At 75.0% G+C, this 17,021-nt stretch carries 18 protein-coding genes; 12 read left to right on the forward strand and 6 right to left on the reverse strand.

Going from position 1 to position 17,021, the window contains the following annotated elements:
- The first annotated feature begins 128 nt into the window (after positions 1-128).
- The 6 genes from ASF82_RS00485 (at position 129) to ASF82_RS00510 (ending at position 5,593) form a co-directional block, all read left to right on the forward strand.
- Complete coding sequence (locus ASF82_RS00485) at positions 129-1,214, forward strand: alkene reductase (protein WP_056052008.1); 1,086 nt, start codon at positions 129-131, stop codon at positions 1,212-1,214.
- Positions 1,215-1,371: 157 nt separating this feature from the next.
- A complete protein-coding gene (locus ASF82_RS00490; protein ID WP_056052011.1) occupies positions 1,372-2,514 on the forward strand; it encodes a septum formation family protein in 1,143 nt (380 codons plus the stop codon).
- A 273-nt stretch (positions 2,515-2,787) separates the two neighbouring features.
- Entirely contained in the window at positions 2,788-3,429 is a 642-nt protein-coding gene (locus tag ASF82_RS00495; RefSeq protein ID WP_056052014.1) for a CDP-alcohol phosphatidyltransferase family protein, read from the forward strand.
- Between the two features lie 9 nt (positions 3,430-3,438).
- Complete coding sequence (locus tag ASF82_RS00500; RefSeq protein ID WP_056052017.1) at positions 3,439-3,975, forward strand: GNAT family N-acetyltransferase; 537 nt, start codon at positions 3,439-3,441, stop codon at positions 3,973-3,975.
- A gap of 9 nt (positions 3,976-3,984) precedes the next feature.
- The gene (locus ASF82_RS00505; protein WP_056052018.1) at positions 3,985-4,560 is read left to right on the forward strand and encodes a hypothetical protein; all 576 of its coding nucleotides are present in this window, start codon (positions 3,985-3,987) and stop codon (positions 4,558-4,560) included.
- Between the two features lie 76 nt (positions 4,561-4,636).
- On the forward strand, positions 4,637-5,593 hold the full coding sequence (locus ASF82_RS00510) for an SDR family NAD(P)-dependent oxidoreductase (RefSeq protein WP_056052021.1): 957 nt from the start codon (positions 4,637-4,639) through the stop codon (positions 5,591-5,593).
- A 102-nt stretch (positions 5,594-5,695) separates the two neighbouring features.
- Here ASF82_RS00510 and ASF82_RS00515 read toward each other — a convergent pair whose 3' ends face one another.
- The gene (locus ASF82_RS00515) at positions 5,696-5,908 is read right to left on the reverse strand and encodes a hypothetical protein (RefSeq protein WP_056052024.1); all 213 of its coding nucleotides are present in this window, start codon (positions 5,906-5,908) and stop codon (positions 5,696-5,698) included.
- Positions 5,909-6,072: 164 nt separating this feature from the next.
- Positions 6,073-6,204, reverse strand: a complete 132-nt coding sequence (locus ASF82_RS16275; protein ID WP_255354126.1) for a hypothetical protein — start codon at positions 6,202-6,204, stop codon at positions 6,073-6,075.
- Between the two features lie 227 nt (positions 6,205-6,431).
- On the opposite strand from ASF82_RS16275, the gene ASF82_RS00520 reads away from it, so the two are divergent.
- Genes ASF82_RS00520 through ASF82_RS00530 form a run of 3 tightly spaced genes read left to right on the forward strand, consistent with a single transcriptional unit; the run spans position 6,432 to position 10,026 of the window.
- Complete coding sequence (locus ASF82_RS00520; protein ID WP_082514124.1) at positions 6,432-8,264, forward strand: circularly permuted type 2 ATP-grasp protein; 1,833 nt, start codon at positions 6,432-6,434, stop codon at positions 8,262-8,264.
- A complete protein-coding gene (locus tag ASF82_RS00525; RefSeq protein WP_056052026.1) occupies positions 8,258-9,187 on the forward strand; it encodes an alpha-E domain-containing protein in 930 nt (309 codons plus the stop codon). The genes ASF82_RS00520 and ASF82_RS00525 overlap by 7 nt, the downstream gene beginning before the upstream one ends.
- On the forward strand, positions 9,184-10,026 hold the full coding sequence (locus ASF82_RS00530) for a transglutaminase family protein (RefSeq protein ID WP_056052028.1): 843 nt from the start codon (positions 9,184-9,186) through the stop codon (positions 10,024-10,026). Before ASF82_RS00525 ends, ASF82_RS00530 begins: the two co-directional genes overlap by 4 nt.
- A gap of 15 nt (positions 10,027-10,041) precedes the next feature.
- Here ASF82_RS00530 and ASF82_RS00535 read toward each other — a convergent pair whose 3' ends face one another.
- From ASF82_RS00535 to ASF82_RS00550, 4 genes are all read right to left on the reverse strand, one after another.
- Positions 10,042-10,866: an endo alpha-1,4 polygalactosaminidase gene (locus tag ASF82_RS00535; RefSeq protein ID WP_082514127.1), complete on the reverse strand. Its 825-nt coding sequence runs from the start codon at positions 10,864-10,866 to the stop codon at positions 10,042-10,044.
- Positions 10,867-10,945: 79 nt separating this feature from the next.
- Positions 10,946-11,524: a hypothetical protein gene (locus ASF82_RS00540; RefSeq protein WP_156369864.1), complete on the reverse strand. Its 579-nt coding sequence runs from the start codon at positions 11,522-11,524 to the stop codon at positions 10,946-10,948.
- Between the two features lie 107 nt (positions 11,525-11,631).
- On the reverse strand, positions 11,632-12,969 hold the full coding sequence (locus ASF82_RS00545; protein WP_056052033.1) for an MFS transporter: 1,338 nt from the start codon (positions 12,967-12,969) through the stop codon (positions 11,632-11,634).
- On the reverse strand, positions 12,966-13,445 hold the full coding sequence (locus tag ASF82_RS00550; RefSeq protein ID WP_082514130.1) for a MarR family winged helix-turn-helix transcriptional regulator: 480 nt from the start codon (positions 13,443-13,445) through the stop codon (positions 12,966-12,968). The genes ASF82_RS00545 and ASF82_RS00550 overlap by 4 nt, the downstream gene beginning before the upstream one ends.
- 183 nt (positions 13,446-13,628) lie before the next feature.
- Between ASF82_RS00550 and ASF82_RS00555 the strand changes: the two genes are divergently transcribed.
- From ASF82_RS00555 to ASF82_RS00565, 3 genes are all read left to right on the forward strand, one after another.
- On the forward strand, positions 13,629-14,381 hold the full coding sequence (locus tag ASF82_RS00555) for an SDR family NAD(P)-dependent oxidoreductase (RefSeq protein WP_056052035.1): 753 nt from the start codon (positions 13,629-13,631) through the stop codon (positions 14,379-14,381).
- A 253-nt stretch (positions 14,382-14,634) separates the two neighbouring features.
- Positions 14,635-15,312, forward strand: coding sequence for a response regulator transcription factor (locus ASF82_RS00560; protein WP_056052037.1), 678 nt, complete (start codon positions 14,635-14,637; stop codon positions 15,310-15,312).
- Positions 15,305-16,834, forward strand: a complete 1,530-nt coding sequence (locus ASF82_RS00565) for a HAMP domain-containing sensor histidine kinase (RefSeq protein WP_056052040.1) — start codon at positions 15,305-15,307, stop codon at positions 16,832-16,834. Before ASF82_RS00560 ends, ASF82_RS00565 begins: the two co-directional genes overlap by 8 nt.
- Positions 16,835-17,021 lie beyond the last annotated feature (187 nt).

The raw sequence follows: 17,021 nt of genomic DNA on the forward strand, positions 1-17,021 counted from the left end.
GTCCCGCCGCCGCGCCGCCGCGGTGGAATGCCCTCCCCGCACCTCCGGTTGCCCTCGCGGGCGCCGCTGCCTCCGTGCGCCGCACCCGCGGTCGCGCCCCGTCCTCATCCCCGACGAAAGGACCCTCCGTGGACCTCTTCTCCTCCGCCTCGTTCGGCGACCTCACCCTCGCGAACCGCGTCACCATGGCGCCCCTGACCCGCATGCGCGCCGACGCCGGCGACGTGCCCGGCGACCTGATCGTCGAGCACTACCGCCAGCGCGCGACCGTGGGCCTGATCGTGACCGAGGGCACCTACCCGACCGTGGAGGGCAAGGGCTACACCGGCCAGCCCGGCATCGTCACCGACGAGCAGGTCGCCGGCTGGAAGCGCGTCGCCGACGAGGTGCACGCCGCCGGCGGCACGATCGTCATGCAGGTGATGCACGCGGGCCGCGTCTCGCACACCGAGGTCACCGGCACCGAGCGCATCGTCGGCCCGAGCGCCATCGCGATCGACGGCGAGATCCACACGCCGAGCGGCAAGTCGGCCTACCCGGTGCCGCACGAGCTGACCACCGAGGAGGTCCGTCAGGTCGTGCAGGACATCGTCACCGCGTCGAAGCGCGCCGTGCTCGAGGCCGGCCTCGACGGCGTCGAGCTGCACAGCGCCAACGGCTACCTGCTGCACGAGTTCCTCTCGCCCGTGTCGAACGTGCGCACCGACGAGTACGGCGGAAGCCCCGCCGCCCGCGCCCGTATCGGCGTCGAGACGGCCACGGCCGTCGCCGCGGCGATCGGCGCCGGCCGTGTCGGCATGCGCATCTCGCCCATGCACAACATCCAGGACGTCGCCGAGACCGACCTCGCCGACGTGACCGCGACCTACGAGGCCCTGCTCGACGGCGTCGCGCCGCTCGGCCTCGCCTACCTGAGCGTGCTGCACGCGGAGCCCCGCGGCGAGCTCGTGCAGCACCTCCGGGCCCGCTTCGGCGGCCCCGTCGTGCTCAACAGCGGCTTCGGCGTCGTCACCGACAAGGCCGAGGCCGAGGAGCTCGTCAGCGGCGGCCACGCCGACGCCGTCGCGGTCGGCCGCATGGTCATCGCGAACCCCGACCTCGTCGCGCGCTGGCAGGGCGACACCGAGCTGAACGAGCCGAACCCGGCCACGTTCTACGCCGAGGGCGCCACCGGCTACACCGACTACCCGACGCTGGAGACGGTCTCGAACTGACCCGCGCCTCCTCGCTCGGCCCGACGCCCGGCCTCGCTGCGACCCCTGGTCGCCGCGGGGCCGGGCGTCCCGCGAAGGGGGCGGCGCGCCGCGAGCCCGCGGCGCGTTACGATCCCTCAGGCGGTCGACCCCGACGACGCCGCCGAAGGGGACCACCGTGGCCGATGCCGACCTGCCGCCGACGCACCAGCGCGTCGCGGCGCTCCTCCGCCACGAGTTCTCCGGTCTCGAGCTCACCGACGTCGCGAGCGAGTACCCGGGCACCCGCGCGCCGGGTGCCGCCCTCCGCCTGCGGCTCGGCCACCGTCTCTGGCTCGACCTCGCCGACGACGGCCGGGAGTGGTTCGTCGCCGGCCTCTACGCCGACGCCTCGGGCGTCACCCCGCCCGACCAGCGGTCGCGCGAGTCGCTCGCCGTGCCCCTGGACGCGGAGGCGCGGGTCGTCGCCGACGCAGCCGTCGCGTCGGTCTGGCGCTGGGTCGACGCGGTGGGCCCGGCCGAGGCCGACGCTCCGTTCGCCCGGGAGCGCCCCGCCGCGCCTCCCGCGATCCCCAGCCCCGCCGTCTTCGGGGCGCCGGCGCCCGCTCCGTACGTCCCCCAGCCGGCGCAGCCGCTGACGCCCCCGCCCGGGGCGTGGGCCGGGCAGGGCGTGGCCCAGGCCGCGCCGAACGCGTACGTGCCGCAGGCCGCCCCCGGGGCGGCGCCCTACGGCGCGCCCGGCGGCTACGGCGCCGCGCCCGCCTACGGCGCCTGGGCGCCCGCCGCCCCCGCGAAGCCGCGGAACCGCGGCCTGCTCATCGGCGGGATCATCGCCGCGTCGGTGCTCGTGCTCGGGGGCGTCTCCGCCGCGGTCCTCAGCGGCATCGACACCCTTTCGAGCGAGGTCGCGGCCGGGTCGGACCCGGGCATCGACCCCGACGCCGTGCCCGACACCGGCATCGAGGAGCTCACTGTCGGCGACTGCTTCTCGTTCGGCGGCGCCGACGCGACGGCGGAGCAGGTCTCGATGGTCGACCTCCGCTCGTGCGACGAGGAGCACCAGAACGAGGTCTACCTGCAGGACGAGCTCACCGACGCGGACGCGTACCCCGGCGACGAGGAGACCGCGGCCGAGGCGGACGACCTCTGCTACGGCGCCTTCGAGGGCTTCATCGGGCTGCCGTGGGAGGAGTCGGAGGTCGAGTACCTCTACCTGACGCCGACCGAGCAGAGCTGGGGCCAGGGCGACCGGAGCGTGCTCTGCTACGCGTACCTCTACGGCGACACGTCGCCCGGCAGCCTGCAGGACTACGGGTACTGAGCCGCCGCTGGTGGGGCAGTGCGGCGGGTCCGTGTCCTCGCTGGCGGGTCGGCGCCGGCCCGCCGGGGAGGACGGCGACCGGCCGCCTTCGCTGAGCGGTGGGCGGGGCGCTGGGGGAGGCTGTTCCACTCCGAAGTGGAGGAGCGATCCTGGAGCACGCCCTGCTGGCCGCCGCGCTCCTCGCGGACCGGGGCTCGCGCCTCCCGCGCTCGCCCGCCCACTCGCCGCGGCGCGCCCCGTAGGATCGGAGCGCCCCCGCAGCCCGTCGGGAGCGTGACCCGAGAGGACGTCGTGCAGCTCGTCGACCGTCTGTTCCGCACCGACGAGTGGCGGACCGTGCCCAACGCGATCACGGCCGTGCGCCTCCTGCTGCTGCCCGTCTTCGTCGTGCTCGTCGTCGGCGCGCACTACTGGTCGTCGCTGCTGGTGATCGCCGTGGTGTTCTTCACCGACTTCCTCGACGGGTTCGTCGCGCGGCGCACCGGCGCGACGTCCGAGCTCGGTCGCTGGCTCGACCCCGTGGCCGACCGGCTGACGGTCATCGTCGTGATGGTCTCGCTCGCGCTGGGCGACCTGCTCAACTGGCCCGTCGTCGTGCTGATCCTGCTGCCCGACGTGCTGCTCAGCCTGTACGCGCTGGTGCGCTTCGGCGGCGCGCCCTTCCCGGTCACGCGCGTCGGCAAGGTGCGCACCGCCCTGATCTTCGTCGGGCTGCTGATGCTGCTCGTCGGCCACGCGGCCGTCGACCAGTGGCGAGGAGTCGCGGGCTCGGAGGGCCTGGACGTCGCGGGCCAGGTGATGATCCTGGTCAGTGCGTTCGTGCTGCTGCTCGGGCTGATCGGGCACTACGTCGCGGCGGTGATCTACGGGCGAGCCCTCGTCGCCCGCCACCGCGAGGACCGCCGGGCCGGCTGAGGTCGCCGGATGACGATTCCCGACAACGGCACGGACGCCGCAGCGCTCGACCCCGCAGTGCTCGACCCCGCCGCGATCGAGCTCGCCGAGGTCGACCCCGACGACCCGAGGGCCGTCTGGTGCCTCGGGCAGTACCTCGCCGAGATCGACGCCCGCTTCGACGTCGGCTACGACCCCGCCGCGGCCGTGCCGACCACGGCGGCGTCGATGCGGCCGCCGAAGGGCCTCTTCGTGCTTGCGACGCGGAGCGGCGAGCCCGTCGGCTGCGGTGCCCTCAAGCTGCACGACGACGGCTCCGCCGAGGTGAAGCGGGTGTGGGTCTCGGCGACGGTGCGGGGAGCGGGGCTCGGCCGCCGCCTCCTGCGCGACCTCGAGCGCCGGGCCGGCGAGCGCGGCACCACGCTGCTGCGGCTCGACACGAACGCGACGCTGGTCGAGGCGATCCGCCTCTACCGCGCCGAGGGCTGGGTCGAGGTGCCGCCGTTCAACGACGAGCGCTACGCCGACCACTGGTTCGAGAAGCGCGTGGCACCCGCCGCCTCCTAGGCTCGGCCCGTGACCTCGACCACCGCCTCCGCCGGCCTCGACGCGGCGTCGCCGGTCGCCCTCGTGCTGCCCGGCGCCGGCTACACCGCGCAGGCGCCGGTGCTCGCCTGGTCCGTCGCGCTGCTCGCCGAGCGGGGCTGGCACGTGCAGGTCGTCTCGTGGACGATCGACGCCGCCGCCGAGGGCGCCCCGGAGGCGTTCGTCACGGCCGAGGCGCGCTCCGCGCTCGACGCGGCCCGCGCCTCCGGCGCCACCGGGCCCGCCCACGTCGTCGCCAAGTCGCTCGGCACCTGGTGCCTGCCGTGGGCGCTCCGGGAAGGGCTGCCGGGCGCGTGGCTCACCCCGCTGACGACCGAGCCGGCCGTGCGGGCCGCGCTCGACGCCGTCGGCCCCGAGCACCTGGCCGTCGGGGGTGACGTCGACGCCTGGTGGCGGCCGGAGGGCCTGGGCGCCTCCGGCCTCGAGCTCGTCTCCGTGCCCGGCGCCGACCACGGCCTCCGGCGCCCGGGCGACTGGCGCGCCTCCCTCGACCTCCAGCGCGGCGTCCTCGAGCGGGTCGACGCCTGGGCCGGCCGCTCCGCCTGACCCCCGGGCGTCGAGGGGCCGAGCACGGACCCGGCCTCAGACCCCAGCCACAGACCCCGGGGCTACCGTTCACCGCATGACACGTCTCACCACCCCGTTCTCCGCCGCCACGACCGCCGCCGAGGTGGTCGACGGCGTCGACCTCACCGGCCGCCGCATCGTCGTCACGGGCGGCGCCTCGGGCCTCGGCCTCGAGACGGCGCGCGCCCTCGCCGGGGCCGGCGCCGAGGTGACCCTCGCCGTCCGACGCCCGGAGCAGGGCGAGGAGGCGGCGGCCGACATCCGCCGCAGCACCGGCAGCGAGACGGTGCGGCACGCCGTCCTCGACCTGCAGCGCCGCGACTCCCTCACCGCCTTCGCCGACGCCTGGCAGGGCCCGCTGCACGCCCTCGTGAACAACGCCGGCATCATGGCCACGCCGGAGACCCGCACGCCCGAGGGCTGGGAGCTCCAGTTCTCGAACAACCACCTCGGCCACATGGCCCTGTCGCTCGCCCTCAAGTCGGCCCTCGTCGCCGGCGCGGACGACGCTGGTGCCCCGTCGCGCATCGTCTCGCTCAGCTCGACCGGCCACCACTACTCGCCCGTCGTCTTCGACGACGTGATGTTCGAGCGCCGCCCCTACGACCCGTGGTCGGCCTACGGCCAGTCGAAGACGGCCAACTCGCTCTTCGCGGTCGGCGTCACCCAGCGCTGGGCCGACGAGGGCGTGCTCGCCAACGCCGTGCACCCGGGCGGCATCATGACGGCCCTGCAGCGGCACATGCCCGAGCAGGAGATCCTCGACCGCGGCTGGCGCGACGCCGACGGCACCCCGAACCCGGCGTTCAAGACGCCGGAGCAGGGCGCCGCCACCTCGGTGCTGGTCGCCGCGTCGCCGCTCGTCGAGGGCGTCGGGGGCCGCTACTTCGAGGACGTCGAGGAGGCGCTGCCCTTCTCCGAGGACCGCCCGCGCGTCGGCGTCAAGGCGTACGCGCTCGACCCCGAGGCCGCCGACGTGCTCTGGCAGTACAGCGCCGGCCTGCTCGACTGAGCCCGCCCCGAACGGCAGGACGCCCCGTCACGACCAGGTCGTGACGGGGCGTCCTCGCGCTGAGCCGCCCGCAGGGGCGCCCTCAGCGGACGTCTGCGGAGCTCAGCTCCAGCGCTTCTTCGCCTTCTTGGCGGCGACCTTGCGGGCCTTGGCGACGTTCTTGCCGGCGCTCTTGCGGGCCTTCTTGACCTGCGGGTCGTTCCAGAACGAGCCGAAGTAGCTCGCGATCTCCTTGTAGCGGCCGTGGCCGGCCTTGGCTCCGAAGGTGTACGCGACGAAGGCGATGACGGCGATGAACAGGAAACGGAAACTCATGGGGTCCTCCCGAGTGGAACGATGTGCGATTCGTCCCGACGCTAGTCCCTGAGGCTGCGCATCGGCTCGCCCGCGAGCATGAGATCGCCGGGTGCGGCCAGCGGCCAGCGGCGACGGCGTCGAGGCCGAGAGGAGTCGCCCCCACGTCGGCGGGGAGGCTCCGGTCAGCCCGTCGGGTGCAGGAAGTGGTCGATCGCGTCGTGACGCGGCCACGCCGTGCCGCCGATCGGGAGGAGGCGCTGCTCGTCGGGCTGGGAGGCAGAGGCGAGCGCCTCGGTCATCGTCATCTGGTCCACGCCGCGACGCTACGTCGTGCGGCCCCGGGCGCTGCAGCCCCAGAGCGGGTGCGCCCAGACCGGGGGAGCCCCGCGCGGGGGACGGCGCGGCGGAGGTCGGCGCGGCCGAGGCCGCCGCGACGGCGTCCGGGCCGCCGCCCGCTCGCTCGGCACCCCCACAGGGAGCTCGTCCCCGCGTGCAACGCCGCGGAAACACCCCCGCAACACCCCGTGGATACCGTCGAGCCATGGGAGACCTCTTCGACGGATACGCGGCTACGGCCGACCCGGGCAGCCGTCGCGGCGGGGGCCTGCGGGCCGCCGCCGGGGCCCTCGGGGTCGGCTCGGGCGCCCGCCAGGCCGCGGCCCGGCAGGCCGCCGACCGCACGCCGCCCGCCCGCGCCTGGGACGAGATGTTCGAGCGCGACGGCACCCCGCGCCGGGCGTACCACGAGATCCACGCGACGCTCGAGGGCATGACGCAGGACGACCTGCGGCACCGCACCGCCGCGCTGGCCGACTCGTACCTCGCCCAGGGCGTCACCTTCGACTTCGCCGGCGAGGAGCGCCCCTTCCCCCTCGACGCCGTGCCGCGCGTGATCGAGCAGCCCGAGTGGGCCTCGGTCGAGAAGGGCGTCGCGCAGCGGGTGCGGGCGCTCGAGGCCTTCCTCTCCGACGTGTACGGCGCGCAGCGGGCCGTGGCCGACGGGGTCATCCCGGCGCGGCTGATCACCTCGTCGTCGCACTTCCACCGGCAGGCCGCGGGCATCGAGCCGTCGGGCGGCGCGCGCATCCAGGTCAGCGGCATCGACCTGGTGCGCGACGAGGCCGGCGCGTGGCGCGTCCTCGAGGACAACGTGCGGGTGCCGTCCGGCGTCAGCTACGTGATCTCGAACCGGCGGGTGATGGCACAGACCCTGCCCGAGCTCTTCGTCTCGATGCGGGTGCGGCCGGTGGGCGACTACCCCAACCGCCTCCTCGCGGCCCTGAAGAAGAGCGCACCGTCGGGCGTCGACGAGCCGACGGTGGTCGTGCTGACCCCCGGCGTCTTCAACAGCGCCTACTACGAGCACACGCTGCTGGCCCGGCTGATGGGCGTCGAGCTCGTCGAGGGCCGCGACCTCTACTGCTCCGGCGGCCGCGTGTTCATGCGCACCACCGGCGGCCCCGAGCGGGTCGACGTCATCTACCGCCGGGTCGACGACGAGTTCCTCGACCCGCTGCAGTTCCGCGCCGACTCGGTGCTCGGCTCGCCGGGCCTGCTGATGGCGGCGCGCCTCGGCACCGTGACCATCGCGAACGCCGTGGGCAACGGCGTCGCCGACGACAAGCTCGTCTACACGTACCTGCCCGAGCTGATCCGCTACTACCTGGGCGAGGAGGCGCTGCTGCCGAACGTCGACACGTGGCGGCTGGAGGACCCGGGCGCCCTCGAGGAGGTGCTCGACCGTCTCGACGAGCTCGTCGTGAAGCCGGTCGACGGCTCGGGCGGCAAGGGCCTCGTCGTCGGCCCGGCCGCGAGCCGCCGCGAGCTCGACGAGCTGCGCACCCGCCTGCAGCGCGACCCCCGCGGCTGGATCGCGCAGCCGGTCGTGCAGCTGAGCACCATCCCGACCCTCGTCGACGAGGGGCTGCGGCCCCGGCACGCCGACCTGCGGCCCTTCGCGGTGCACGACGGCGACGACGTCTGGGTGCTGCCCGGCGGGCTCACCCGGGTCGCGCTGCCCGAGGGGCAGCTCGTCGTCAACAGCAGCCAGGGCGGCGGCTCGAAGGACACCTGGATCGTCGGCGGCGACGTCAACGCCTGGGCCGGCCACGACGTCAGCGCCCTCATCGCCGAGCAGACGACGCCCACGGCCGCGATCCCGATCGTGACCGCCGCGGAGGCGGGCGCCCCGGCGGTCGCCGACCACAGCCCCGACCACGCTCCGCAGGACGACCCCCGCAACGACCAGCAGGCCCAGCAGCAGCAGGAGCACGTCCAGCAGCAACAGCAGCAGCAGCAGCGACAGCAACACCGACAGCGGCACCGACAGCGACCGAACGACGACCGCGCCACCACCGAGAGGGAATCATGCTGAGCCGCATCGCCGAGAGCCTCTTCTGGATCGGTCGGTACATCGAACGCTCCGACGGCACCGCGCGCATCCTCGACGTGCACCTGCAGCTGCTGCTCGAGGACCCGTGGATCGAGGAGGACGCCGCCTGCCGCAGCCTCCTCGCGGTGATGGGCAGCGAGGCCCCCGTCGACGTGTCGCTGACCCGCGCCGACGTGCTCGCGATGCTCGCCGTCGACCGGCACAACCCCGCCTCGATCGCCTACTCGCTCGGTGCCGCCCGCGAGAACGCGCGACGGGCCCGCGAGATCGTCTCGACCGAGCTGTGGGAGTCGCTGAACACCACGAGGGCGCGCATGCCCCGCAAGGTGGCCGGCGACAAGGTGCACGAGTTCTTCGGCTGGGTGCGGGAGCGCAGCGCCCTCGCCGTCGGCATCATCGAGAGCGCCACGAGCCGCGACGAGGTCTGGCACTTCTTCACCCTCGGCCGGTCGATCGAGCGGGCCGACATGACCGCCCGCCTGCTCGCGACGCGCACGCTGACCGAGGCGTCCGGCCCGTCGTGGACGACCATCCTCCGCTCCTGCGGCGCCTACGAGGCGTACCTGCGCACCTACCGGGGCGTGCCGAGCGCCCGCAACGCGGCGGAGTTCCTCCTGCTCGACCGCCTCTTCCCGCGCAGCGTCCTCTTCGCGGTGAGCCGCGCCGAGATGTGCCTCCGCGAGGTCGAGCCGACGAACCACCGGGTGGCGGCCTCCGACAGCGGGGTGCGCATCCTCGGCCAGATGCGCAGCGAGCTCGAGTACCGGCCCATCGGCGAGATCCTCGACGACCTGCCCGGCCACATGGACAGCGTGCAGGCGGCGACGAGCGCGGCCTCCGAGGCGATCCGCCAGCGGTACTTCCCGACCAGCGCGGCACCGACCTGGGTCGGCGGGCGCGCGTGAGCCGCCTGCGCATCCGGCACCTGACCGGGTTCTCGTACGCCGGGGAGGCGGTGGCCAGCTACAACGAGGCCCGCATGCTGCCGGCGCACACCGAGGGGCAGTACGTGCTCTCGTCGCACCTGCGCATCGAGCCCGTCGCGGCCTCGCACGAGTACGTCGACTACTGGGGCACGCGTGTCTCGTCGTTCGAGGTGCTGCTGCCGCACCGGCAGCTGTCGCTGACCGCGACGTCGCTCGTCGAGGTCAGGCCCGTCGCGCACCCCGACACGAGCATGGGCTGGGACGACCTCGCGCGCGTCGCGGGCGCCACCGCCCCGTTCGTCGAGCACCTCGAGCAGACGCCGCTGACGACGCCGCCCGACGACCTCGTCGCGCTCGCGGCCGAGGCGCGGGGCTCAGCGGCGCCGTGCGAGGCGGCCCTCGCGATCTGCCGGGCCGTGGGAGGCGCGGTGTCGTACCTGCCCGGGGTCACGAACGTGAAGACCACCGCCGCCGAGAGCTGGGCCGCCCGGGCCGGCGTCTGCCAGGACATCGCCCACGTGACGATCGGGGCCCTCCGCTCGGCGGGCATCCCGGCCCGCTACGTGAGCGGGTACCTGCACCCGAAGCCCTCGGCCGAGCTGCGCGAGACGATCGTGGGCGAGTCGCACGCCTGGGTCGAGTACTTCTGCGGCACCTGGCACGGCTACGACCCGACGAACCTCATCGACATCGGCGAGCGGCACGTGGTCGTCGGCCAGGGCCGCGACTACCGCGACGTGCCGCCGCTGCGCGGCGTCTACGCGGGGTCGGGGGCGTCGTCGCTCTTCGTCACGGTGGAGATCACGCGCGAGGCGTGAGCGGACGGGCGCCCGTCAGCACCGCTCGAACGCGTAGCCGGGGTCGTCGGGGCCCACGAGGTCGCGGTCGCGGAGGACGGTGCTCGCCGGCGTCGTCGCCCGGCCGCAGGTGCCGGCGAACGTGTCGCGCAGCTCGTCCGAGTACTCGACCGCGAGCACCCGGTCGCCGTACACCTCGGTGAACGCGGGGCACTCGTCGTAGGCGTCGCACTCCTCGACGACCGCGAAGTCGAAGCCGACCTCGTCCCGGCCCCGCGACTCCAGCTCGGCCGTGTTCTTCTGTGCGGCGGCGAGCCCGACGGCGTGCGCCCGGTCGACGAGCAGCGTCGCGTAGGCGACGGCGTCGTCGAGGCCGAAGGCGCCCTCCGAGCGGCTGTACGAGTCGAGGTTGTCGAACTCGACGGCGTCGTAGCCGTCGTCGGCGCAGCCCTCGATCGTGGCCGTCATGCGCGCCGCGACCGTGGCCCTCGTCTCGGGGCGGGCGAGGTCGAACAGGTGCTCGTCGGGCCACCCGGGGTCGACGAGCAGCTCGCCGGAGGCGCGGTGCACGAGGAGCTCGTCAGGCCAGTCCACGCCCGGCTGGGTCTGGAACGCGTTCACGTGGCAGACCCCGTAGGCGCCGGCGGCGGGCTCGGCCGTGCTGTCGCGCACGACGACGTCGGTGCCGGCCGGGGGGTCGTAGGCGGCACCGAGCTGGTAGTCGAAGGTCGCTCCGGGAGGAGGCGCCTGCGGTGCGCTCGCCGCGCACCCGGCGACGGCCGTGGCGACGACGGCGGAGGCGAGCAGCAGCAGCGCGGCGCGGACCGCGCGGTGACGGCGGGGGCGCGGCGAGGTGGGCACCCCGGGAGCCTAGACGCCCGGGTCGGCCTCGGGGAGGCGGGCGAGCGGCGGCGGGACGGGTGAGCCGACGCGCGACGGGTCAGTCGTGCTGCGGGGTCGCCGGCGCAGGCGGCTGATCCACTCGGGAGTGGATCAGCGTTCCTGGCGGGTCGCCCGCCGGGGCGGCTGCCGGTGCGGCGCCCCCGGTCGTCGCCCCGACCGCCGAGGCCACCCGCGGAGCCATGGACCTCGGGCGTCGGCCGAACGTCGACCCGTCCGGGCTGTCGGCGAGCACGCGGTCCGCGAGGGCGACGAGCAGCACGACGAGCCCGCCGACCACGACGGCCGCCGCGAGCAGCGCCAGGGCCACCCCGACGTAGTCGCCGCCGGCCAGCGGGGTGACGACGGAGGTGCCCGCGGCGCCCGTGCGGTCGACCGCACCGGGGGCCGCGGCCACGCCGGCACCGGCCGTCGCCGCGGCCGACGGCACGGCGGCGACCGGGCTCGCGGCGGCCCCGGCGCCCGTCGTCGTGAGGGGAGTCAGCGCCGTGGCGACGCCGCCGGCCTCGGCTCCGGAGCCGGCCGTGCGGTCGAGGCGAGCGAGCACGACGAGGCCCAACGCGCCTCCCACGGTCGTGGTGGCGATCGCCACGACGCCGCTGACCGTCGCTCTGCCCATGGCCGGCCCTCCGCCGCCGAGTCGCTCGGCTCGTCGGTCGACGACCCGGTTGCTCGTGCCGGGGAGCGTACGCCCCACGGCGACCGCACGGCAGCCCGGGCCGGTCGCTACGTCGTCTGGCGGACAGCGGCCTCGTCGGCCGCCATCGCCTCGGCGGTCTCCTCCCGCTGTGCGCGGAGGCCGTCGCCGTCGTGCTCGACCCGGAAACGCGGGTGGAGCACCGACCCGCCGCGGCGCAGCCGCAGGTGCTGGCGGCGGATCAGCCACGCCAGCGCGAGGCCGCCCGCCACGTAGCCGGCGCTCGCGCCGACGCCGATCGCCCAGCGCGGGCCGAGGGTGTCGGCGACCCAGCCGACGATCGGGGCGCCGAGCGGAGTGCCGCCCGTGAAGATCGCCATGTAGAGCGCCATCACGCGACCGCGCATCTCCGGGGCCGCCGACAGCTGCACCGAGCCGTTCGCCGTCGTCATCAGCGTGATCGACGAGAGCCCCACGGTGACGAGCACGGCGGCGAAGCTCCAGTACGTCGGCATCAGCGCCGCGACCGTGCAGGTCACGCCGAAGGCGAAGGCCGCGAGCACGAGCACGCGCATCCGCGGCCGCTCGCGCCGGGCCGACAGCAGGGCGCCCGCCAGCGAGCCGACCGCGATGCACGACGACAGCAGGCCGAAGCCGCTGGCGTCGACGCCGAACTCGACGCTCGCCATCGTCGAGGTGAAGATCGGGAAGTTGAGGCCGAAGGTGCCGATCACGAAGATCACGGCGAAGATCACCAGGAGGTCGGGGCGGCCGCGCACGTAGCGGAACCCCTCCCTGATCTGGCCCTTCGCCCGCGACACCCGGGGCTTCGCCTCGAGCTGCGACACCCGGATGAAGCGCAGCGACACCAGCACCGCCGCGAACGACGCCGCGTTGATCAGGAACACCCAGCCCGTGCCCACCCCCGCGATCAGAACGCCGGCGACGGCGGGGCCGAGGAGGCGCGCGGCGTTGAACGAGGCCGAGTTCAGCGAGACGGCGTTGGCCAGGTGCCCCGGCGGGACGAGCTCCGAGACGAAGCTCTGGCGGATGGGCGCGTCGATCGCGTTCGCCGTGCCGAGCAGCAGCGCGAAGACCCAGACCATCCAGAGCTGGGCGACGTCGGTGAGCACGAGGAGGCCGAGCGCGAGCCCGAGCAGCCCCATCGTCGCCTGCGTCAGCATCAGCATGCGCCGCCGGTCGAAGCGGTCGGCGATCAGCCCCGTGACCGGCACGAGGAGGATCGGCGGCGCGAACTGCAGCGCCATCGTGATGCCCACGGCCGTCGCGTCGTGGTCGGTGAGGTGCGTGAGCACGAGCCAGTCCTGGGCGGTCGACTGCATCCAGGTGCCGGTGTTCGAGACGAGCGCCCCGGCCGACCAGAGCCGGTAGTTGTAGAGGCGCAGCGAACGGAACATGGCGCTCACGACAGGGTCAGCTTCCGCAGGATCTCGGTCGCGTCGGCCAGCGTGCGGCGCTCGTCGGGGGTGAGGGCGGCGAGCCGGGGCGCGAGCCAGGCGTCGCGGCGGCGGCGCGTCTCGACCACGAACGCGGACCCCGCCGGCGTCGTCTCGAGCACGACGCGTCGACGGTCGGCCTCGTCGACCCGGCGCGCCAGCAGGCCGGCCTCGACGAGCTTGCCGACGGTGCGGTTCATCGACGGCGGCGTCACGCCCTCGTGCTCGGTGAGGGCGCCGATGGTCAGCGGCTGCGACTGGTAGACCCAGCCGAGCGCCGCCATCTGCGCGTCGCTCACGTCGGCTTCGGCCTTCTGCTGGCGGAGGCGCCGCGCCAGCCTCAGCACCGACCCGCGCACCGTCGTGGCCAGCTGGGCGTGCGGCAGCGCACGGAGCGGGGCAGCGGCGGAGGGGGGAGCGGGGGAGGCGGGAGTCACGTCGGTCATCGCCCTCCAGTATGAGCAGTTAGCTCGGCTAAGTAAACATCTTGGGGAGATCGACGACACCTGTTGAGGAAAGGTCGATGCAGGCGTATCGTCGTGGACGGCTCGACGACGAGCCCCACGACGATGCCCCGAGGGGCACCAGGACGCCGGCGCGACAGCGCCGCAGAAGGAAGAAGGACCACCATGGCCAGGTTCACCGACAAGACCGCGATCGTCACCGGCGGAGGCAGCGGCATCGGCGCCGAGATCTCGCGGGCGCTCGCCGCCGAGGGCGCCTCCGTCGTCGTCACCGACATCAAGCTCGACGCCGCGCAGTCGGTCGTCGACGAGATCGTCGCCGCGGGCGGCGCCGCGACCGCCTTCGAGCAGAACACGGCCGTCGCCGAGCAGTCCGACGCCGCCGTCGAGTTCGCGAAGACGACGTACGGCGCCCTGCACCTCGCCGTGAACAACGCCGGCATCGGGGCCGCCCCGGCCGACATCGGCGAGTACGACGTCGCCGCCTGGGACCGCGTGCGCGGCGTCGACCTCGACGGCGTCTTCTACGGCCTCCGCTACCAGCTGCCCGCCATCGTCGAGGCCGGCGGCGGAGCGGTCGTCAACATGAGCTCGGTGCTCGGCACGGTCGGCCTGGCCCAGAACGCGGCCTACGTCGCCAGCAAGCACGCCCTGGTCGGCCTGACCAAGGTCGCGGCGCTCGAGTACACCGCCCGCGGCGTCCGCACGAACGCGGTCGGCCCCGGCTTCATCGACACGCCCCTCGTGCGCGCGTCGCTCTCCGGCGAGGCGCTCACCGCGCTCGAGCAGCAGCACGCCGCCGGCCGCCTCGGCACCGACGCCGAGGTCGCCGCGCTGGTGCTCTTCCTCCTCAGCCCGGAGGCGTCGTTCATCTCCGGCAGCTACCACCTCGTCGACGGCGGCTACTCGGCGCACTGACCCGCGCCTCCCCGGGGGCCTCGGGCTCGCTGCGCGGTGCGGCGGGTCCGTGTCCTCGTGGGCGGGTGGGCGCCTGCCCGCCCAGGAGGACGGCGACCCGCCGAACCTCGAGGTGCGGCCACCCGTGATGACACCGACCCGCGGGCCGTGGCAGGCCGGGCGACGCCGGCCCCGCCGCCGCTTCAGCGCCGGTTCAGCGCTCGCCCGCCAGACTGGGTGCGTGGGCAGGGCGCCCGCGGGGAGGGAGCCGGCCGTGCGCGTGCTCGTCGTCGAGGACCAGGCGACCCTGGCCGAGGGCCTGCGGGTCGGGCTCGAGGCCGAGGGCATGGCCGTCGACGTGGCCGGCACCGGCACCGACGCCCTCTGGCGCACCCGCGAGGGCAGCTACGACGTCGTCGTGCTCGACATCATGCTGCCCGGCATGAGCGGCTACGCCGTCTGCCGGGCCATGCGCGAGGGCGGCGACTGGACCCCCGTCATCATGCTCACGGCGAAGGACGGCGAGTGGGACCAGGTCGAGGCCCTCGACACCGGCGCCGACGACTACCTCACCAAGCCGTTCTCGTTCGCCGTGCTGCTCGCCCGGCTGCGCGCCCTCGTGCGGCGCGGTGCCCGCGAGCGGCCCGTCGTGCTCGAGGCCGGCGACCTGCGGCTCGACCCCGCGGCCCGCACCGTGCACCGCGGCGACGCGGTCGTCGACCTGACGAGCCGCGAGTTCGCGGTGCTCGAGTTCCTGATGCGACGGGCCGGCAGCGTCGTCACGAAGCGCGAGGTGCTCGACGGCGTCTGGAACGACGACTTCGAGGGCGACCCCAACATCGTCGAGGTGTACGTGCGGCACCTGCGCAACAAGGTCGACCGCCCCTTCGGGCGCGAGGCGATCGTCACGCTCCGCGGGGCCGGGTACCGGTTGGAGTCGCGGGGTGGCTGAGCACGCCCCTCCCGTCGGGCGCCGTGGTCGCCATGGCTCGCTGCGACTCCGCACCACCGCGGCCGCCGTGCTCGCCGTCGCCGTCACCCTCGGCCTCTTCACCCTCGTCTTCGCGGTCGTGCAGCGCGCCGTGCTCGACGACGCCCCGCGCTCGGCGGCCGAGGCGGACGTCTCGCGCGTGGCCTCGGCGCTCGAGGCCGGGCAGACGCCCGCCGTCGCGGTGGCCGGCGACGCGGACGGCACGCTGGTCGTCGTGCTCGACTCCGCCGGTGCCGTGCTCGCGGCCGGCGGCGAGGACGACCTCGTCACCGAGGCGACCCGCCTCTCGACCGTGCCGTCGGGCGGCCGGGCACGGCTCGACGGCGAGGCCTTCGTCGTCGAGCGCGACACCGCCGACGTCGCCGGCGGCGCGACCGACGGGGCGTCGTCGGGTGGCGAGCCGTCCGCGTCGGCGTCGCGCGACGACGACGACGATGACGACGACTCGTCCGGCCGCGGGGGCCGGGGCGCCGACGACGACGCGGCCGGCGCGGCCGACGACGACGCGGCCGACACGGCTGAGCTCACCGTCGTGGCCGCGCGCTCCCTCGACGAGGCGCAGGCCGCCTCCGCGGCGAGCCTGGTGACGCTCGGCGTCGCCGTGCCCGTGGCGCTGGTCGTGCTCGGCGTGACGACCTGGTTCGTCGTCGGCCGGGCCCTGCGCCCGGTCGAGGCCATGCGCCGCGAGGTCGACGAGGTCACCGCCGCACGCCTCGACCGACGGCTCCGCGACCCCGGCGGGCGCGACGAGATCGCCCGCCTGGCCCGCACCCTGAACGGCATGCTCGACCGGCTCGACGCCTCCGCCCGCGCGCAGCGGCGCTTCGTCGGCGACGCGTCCCACGAGCTCAAGACGCCCCTGGCGACCATCCGGCAGCACGCGGAGGTCGCGCTGCTCCACCCCGGCAGCATCGACGGGCAGGCCCTCGCCGGCACCGTGCTCGGCGAGGAGGCGCGCCTCACGGCCCTGGTGCAGGGCCTGCTGGTGCTGGCCCGCGCCGACGAGGGGCAGCTCGGCGTGGCCCGACGGCCCGTCGACCTCGACGATCTCGTGGTGGCGGAGGCGTCGCGGCTCCGCGCCTCCTCTCCGATCCGCGCCTCCTCGCCGATCCGCGTCGACGCCACCGGCGTCGGGCCCGCCCGTGTCGTCGGCGACGAGCCGCTGCTCGGGCAGGTCGTGCGCAACCTCGTCGCCAACGCCGCACGGCACGCCACCTCGACCGTCGCGCTCGCCCTCGTCGAGCGTGACGGCCGGGCGGTGCTGACCGTCGACGACGACGGCGCCGGGGTGCCCGTCGCCGACCGCGGGCGGGTGTTCGAGCGCTTCGTCCGCCTCGACGAGGCCCGCGACCGCGACGCCGGGGGCAGCGGCCTCGGGCTCGCCATCGTGGCCGAGATCGTCCGCGTGCACGGGGGAGCGGTGCGCGTCGACGACTCCCCGCTCGGCGGCGCGCGCTTCGTGGTGGACCTCCCCGCCGGCTGACGCCGCTCCCGGCCCCGGCTGACGCCGAGCCTCCCGTCGAGTGGTCACGATCTGCGCGTCGCGGCGCGCCAGAGCAGCAGATCGTGACCACTCGGCGCGCGACCGCGCCGGCTGAAGGTCCCTTCAGGTCGCTTCAGGGGTGCTTCAGCGCCCGGTCGGCACAGTGGGGTCATCGCCGAGGGGCCCG

The organism is Frigoribacterium sp. Leaf164 (genome assembly GCF_001423665.1).
Classification (GTDB): Bacteria; Actinomycetota; Actinomycetes; order Actinomycetales; family Microbacteriaceae; genus Frigoribacterium; species Frigoribacterium endophyticum.

Excerpts from the sequence above, each read along its gene's own strand:
- ASF82_RS00555 (WP_056052035.1), top strand. The coding sequence starts at position 13,629 with ATGGCCAGGTTCACCGACAAGACCGCGATCGTCACCGGCGGAGGCAGC.
- ASF82_RS00520 (WP_082514124.1), top strand. The coding sequence starts at position 6,432 with ATGGGAGACCTCTTCGACGGATACGCGGCTACGGCCGACCCGGGCAGC.
- ASF82_RS00550 (WP_082514130.1), bottom strand. The coding sequence starts at position 13,445 with ATGACCGACGTGACTCCCGCCTCCCCCGCTCCCCCCTCCGCCGCTGCC.
- ASF82_RS00525 (WP_056052026.1), top strand. The coding sequence starts at position 8,258 with ATGCTGAGCCGCATCGCCGAGAGCCTCTTCTGGATCGGTCGGTACATC.
- ASF82_RS00500 (WP_056052017.1), top strand. The coding sequence starts at position 3,439 with ATGACGATTCCCGACAACGGCACGGACGCCGCAGCGCTCGACCCCGCA.
- ASF82_RS00515 (WP_056052024.1), bottom strand. The coding sequence starts at position 5,908 with ATGAGTTTCCGTTTCCTGTTCATCGCCGTCATCGCCTTCGTCGCGTAC.
- ASF82_RS00540 (WP_156369864.1), bottom strand. The coding sequence starts at position 11,524 with ATGGGCAGAGCGACGGTCAGCGGCGTCGTGGCGATCGCCACCACGACC.
- ASF82_RS00510 (WP_056052021.1), top strand. The coding sequence starts at position 4,637 with ATGACACGTCTCACCACCCCGTTCTCCGCCGCCACGACCGCCGCCGAG.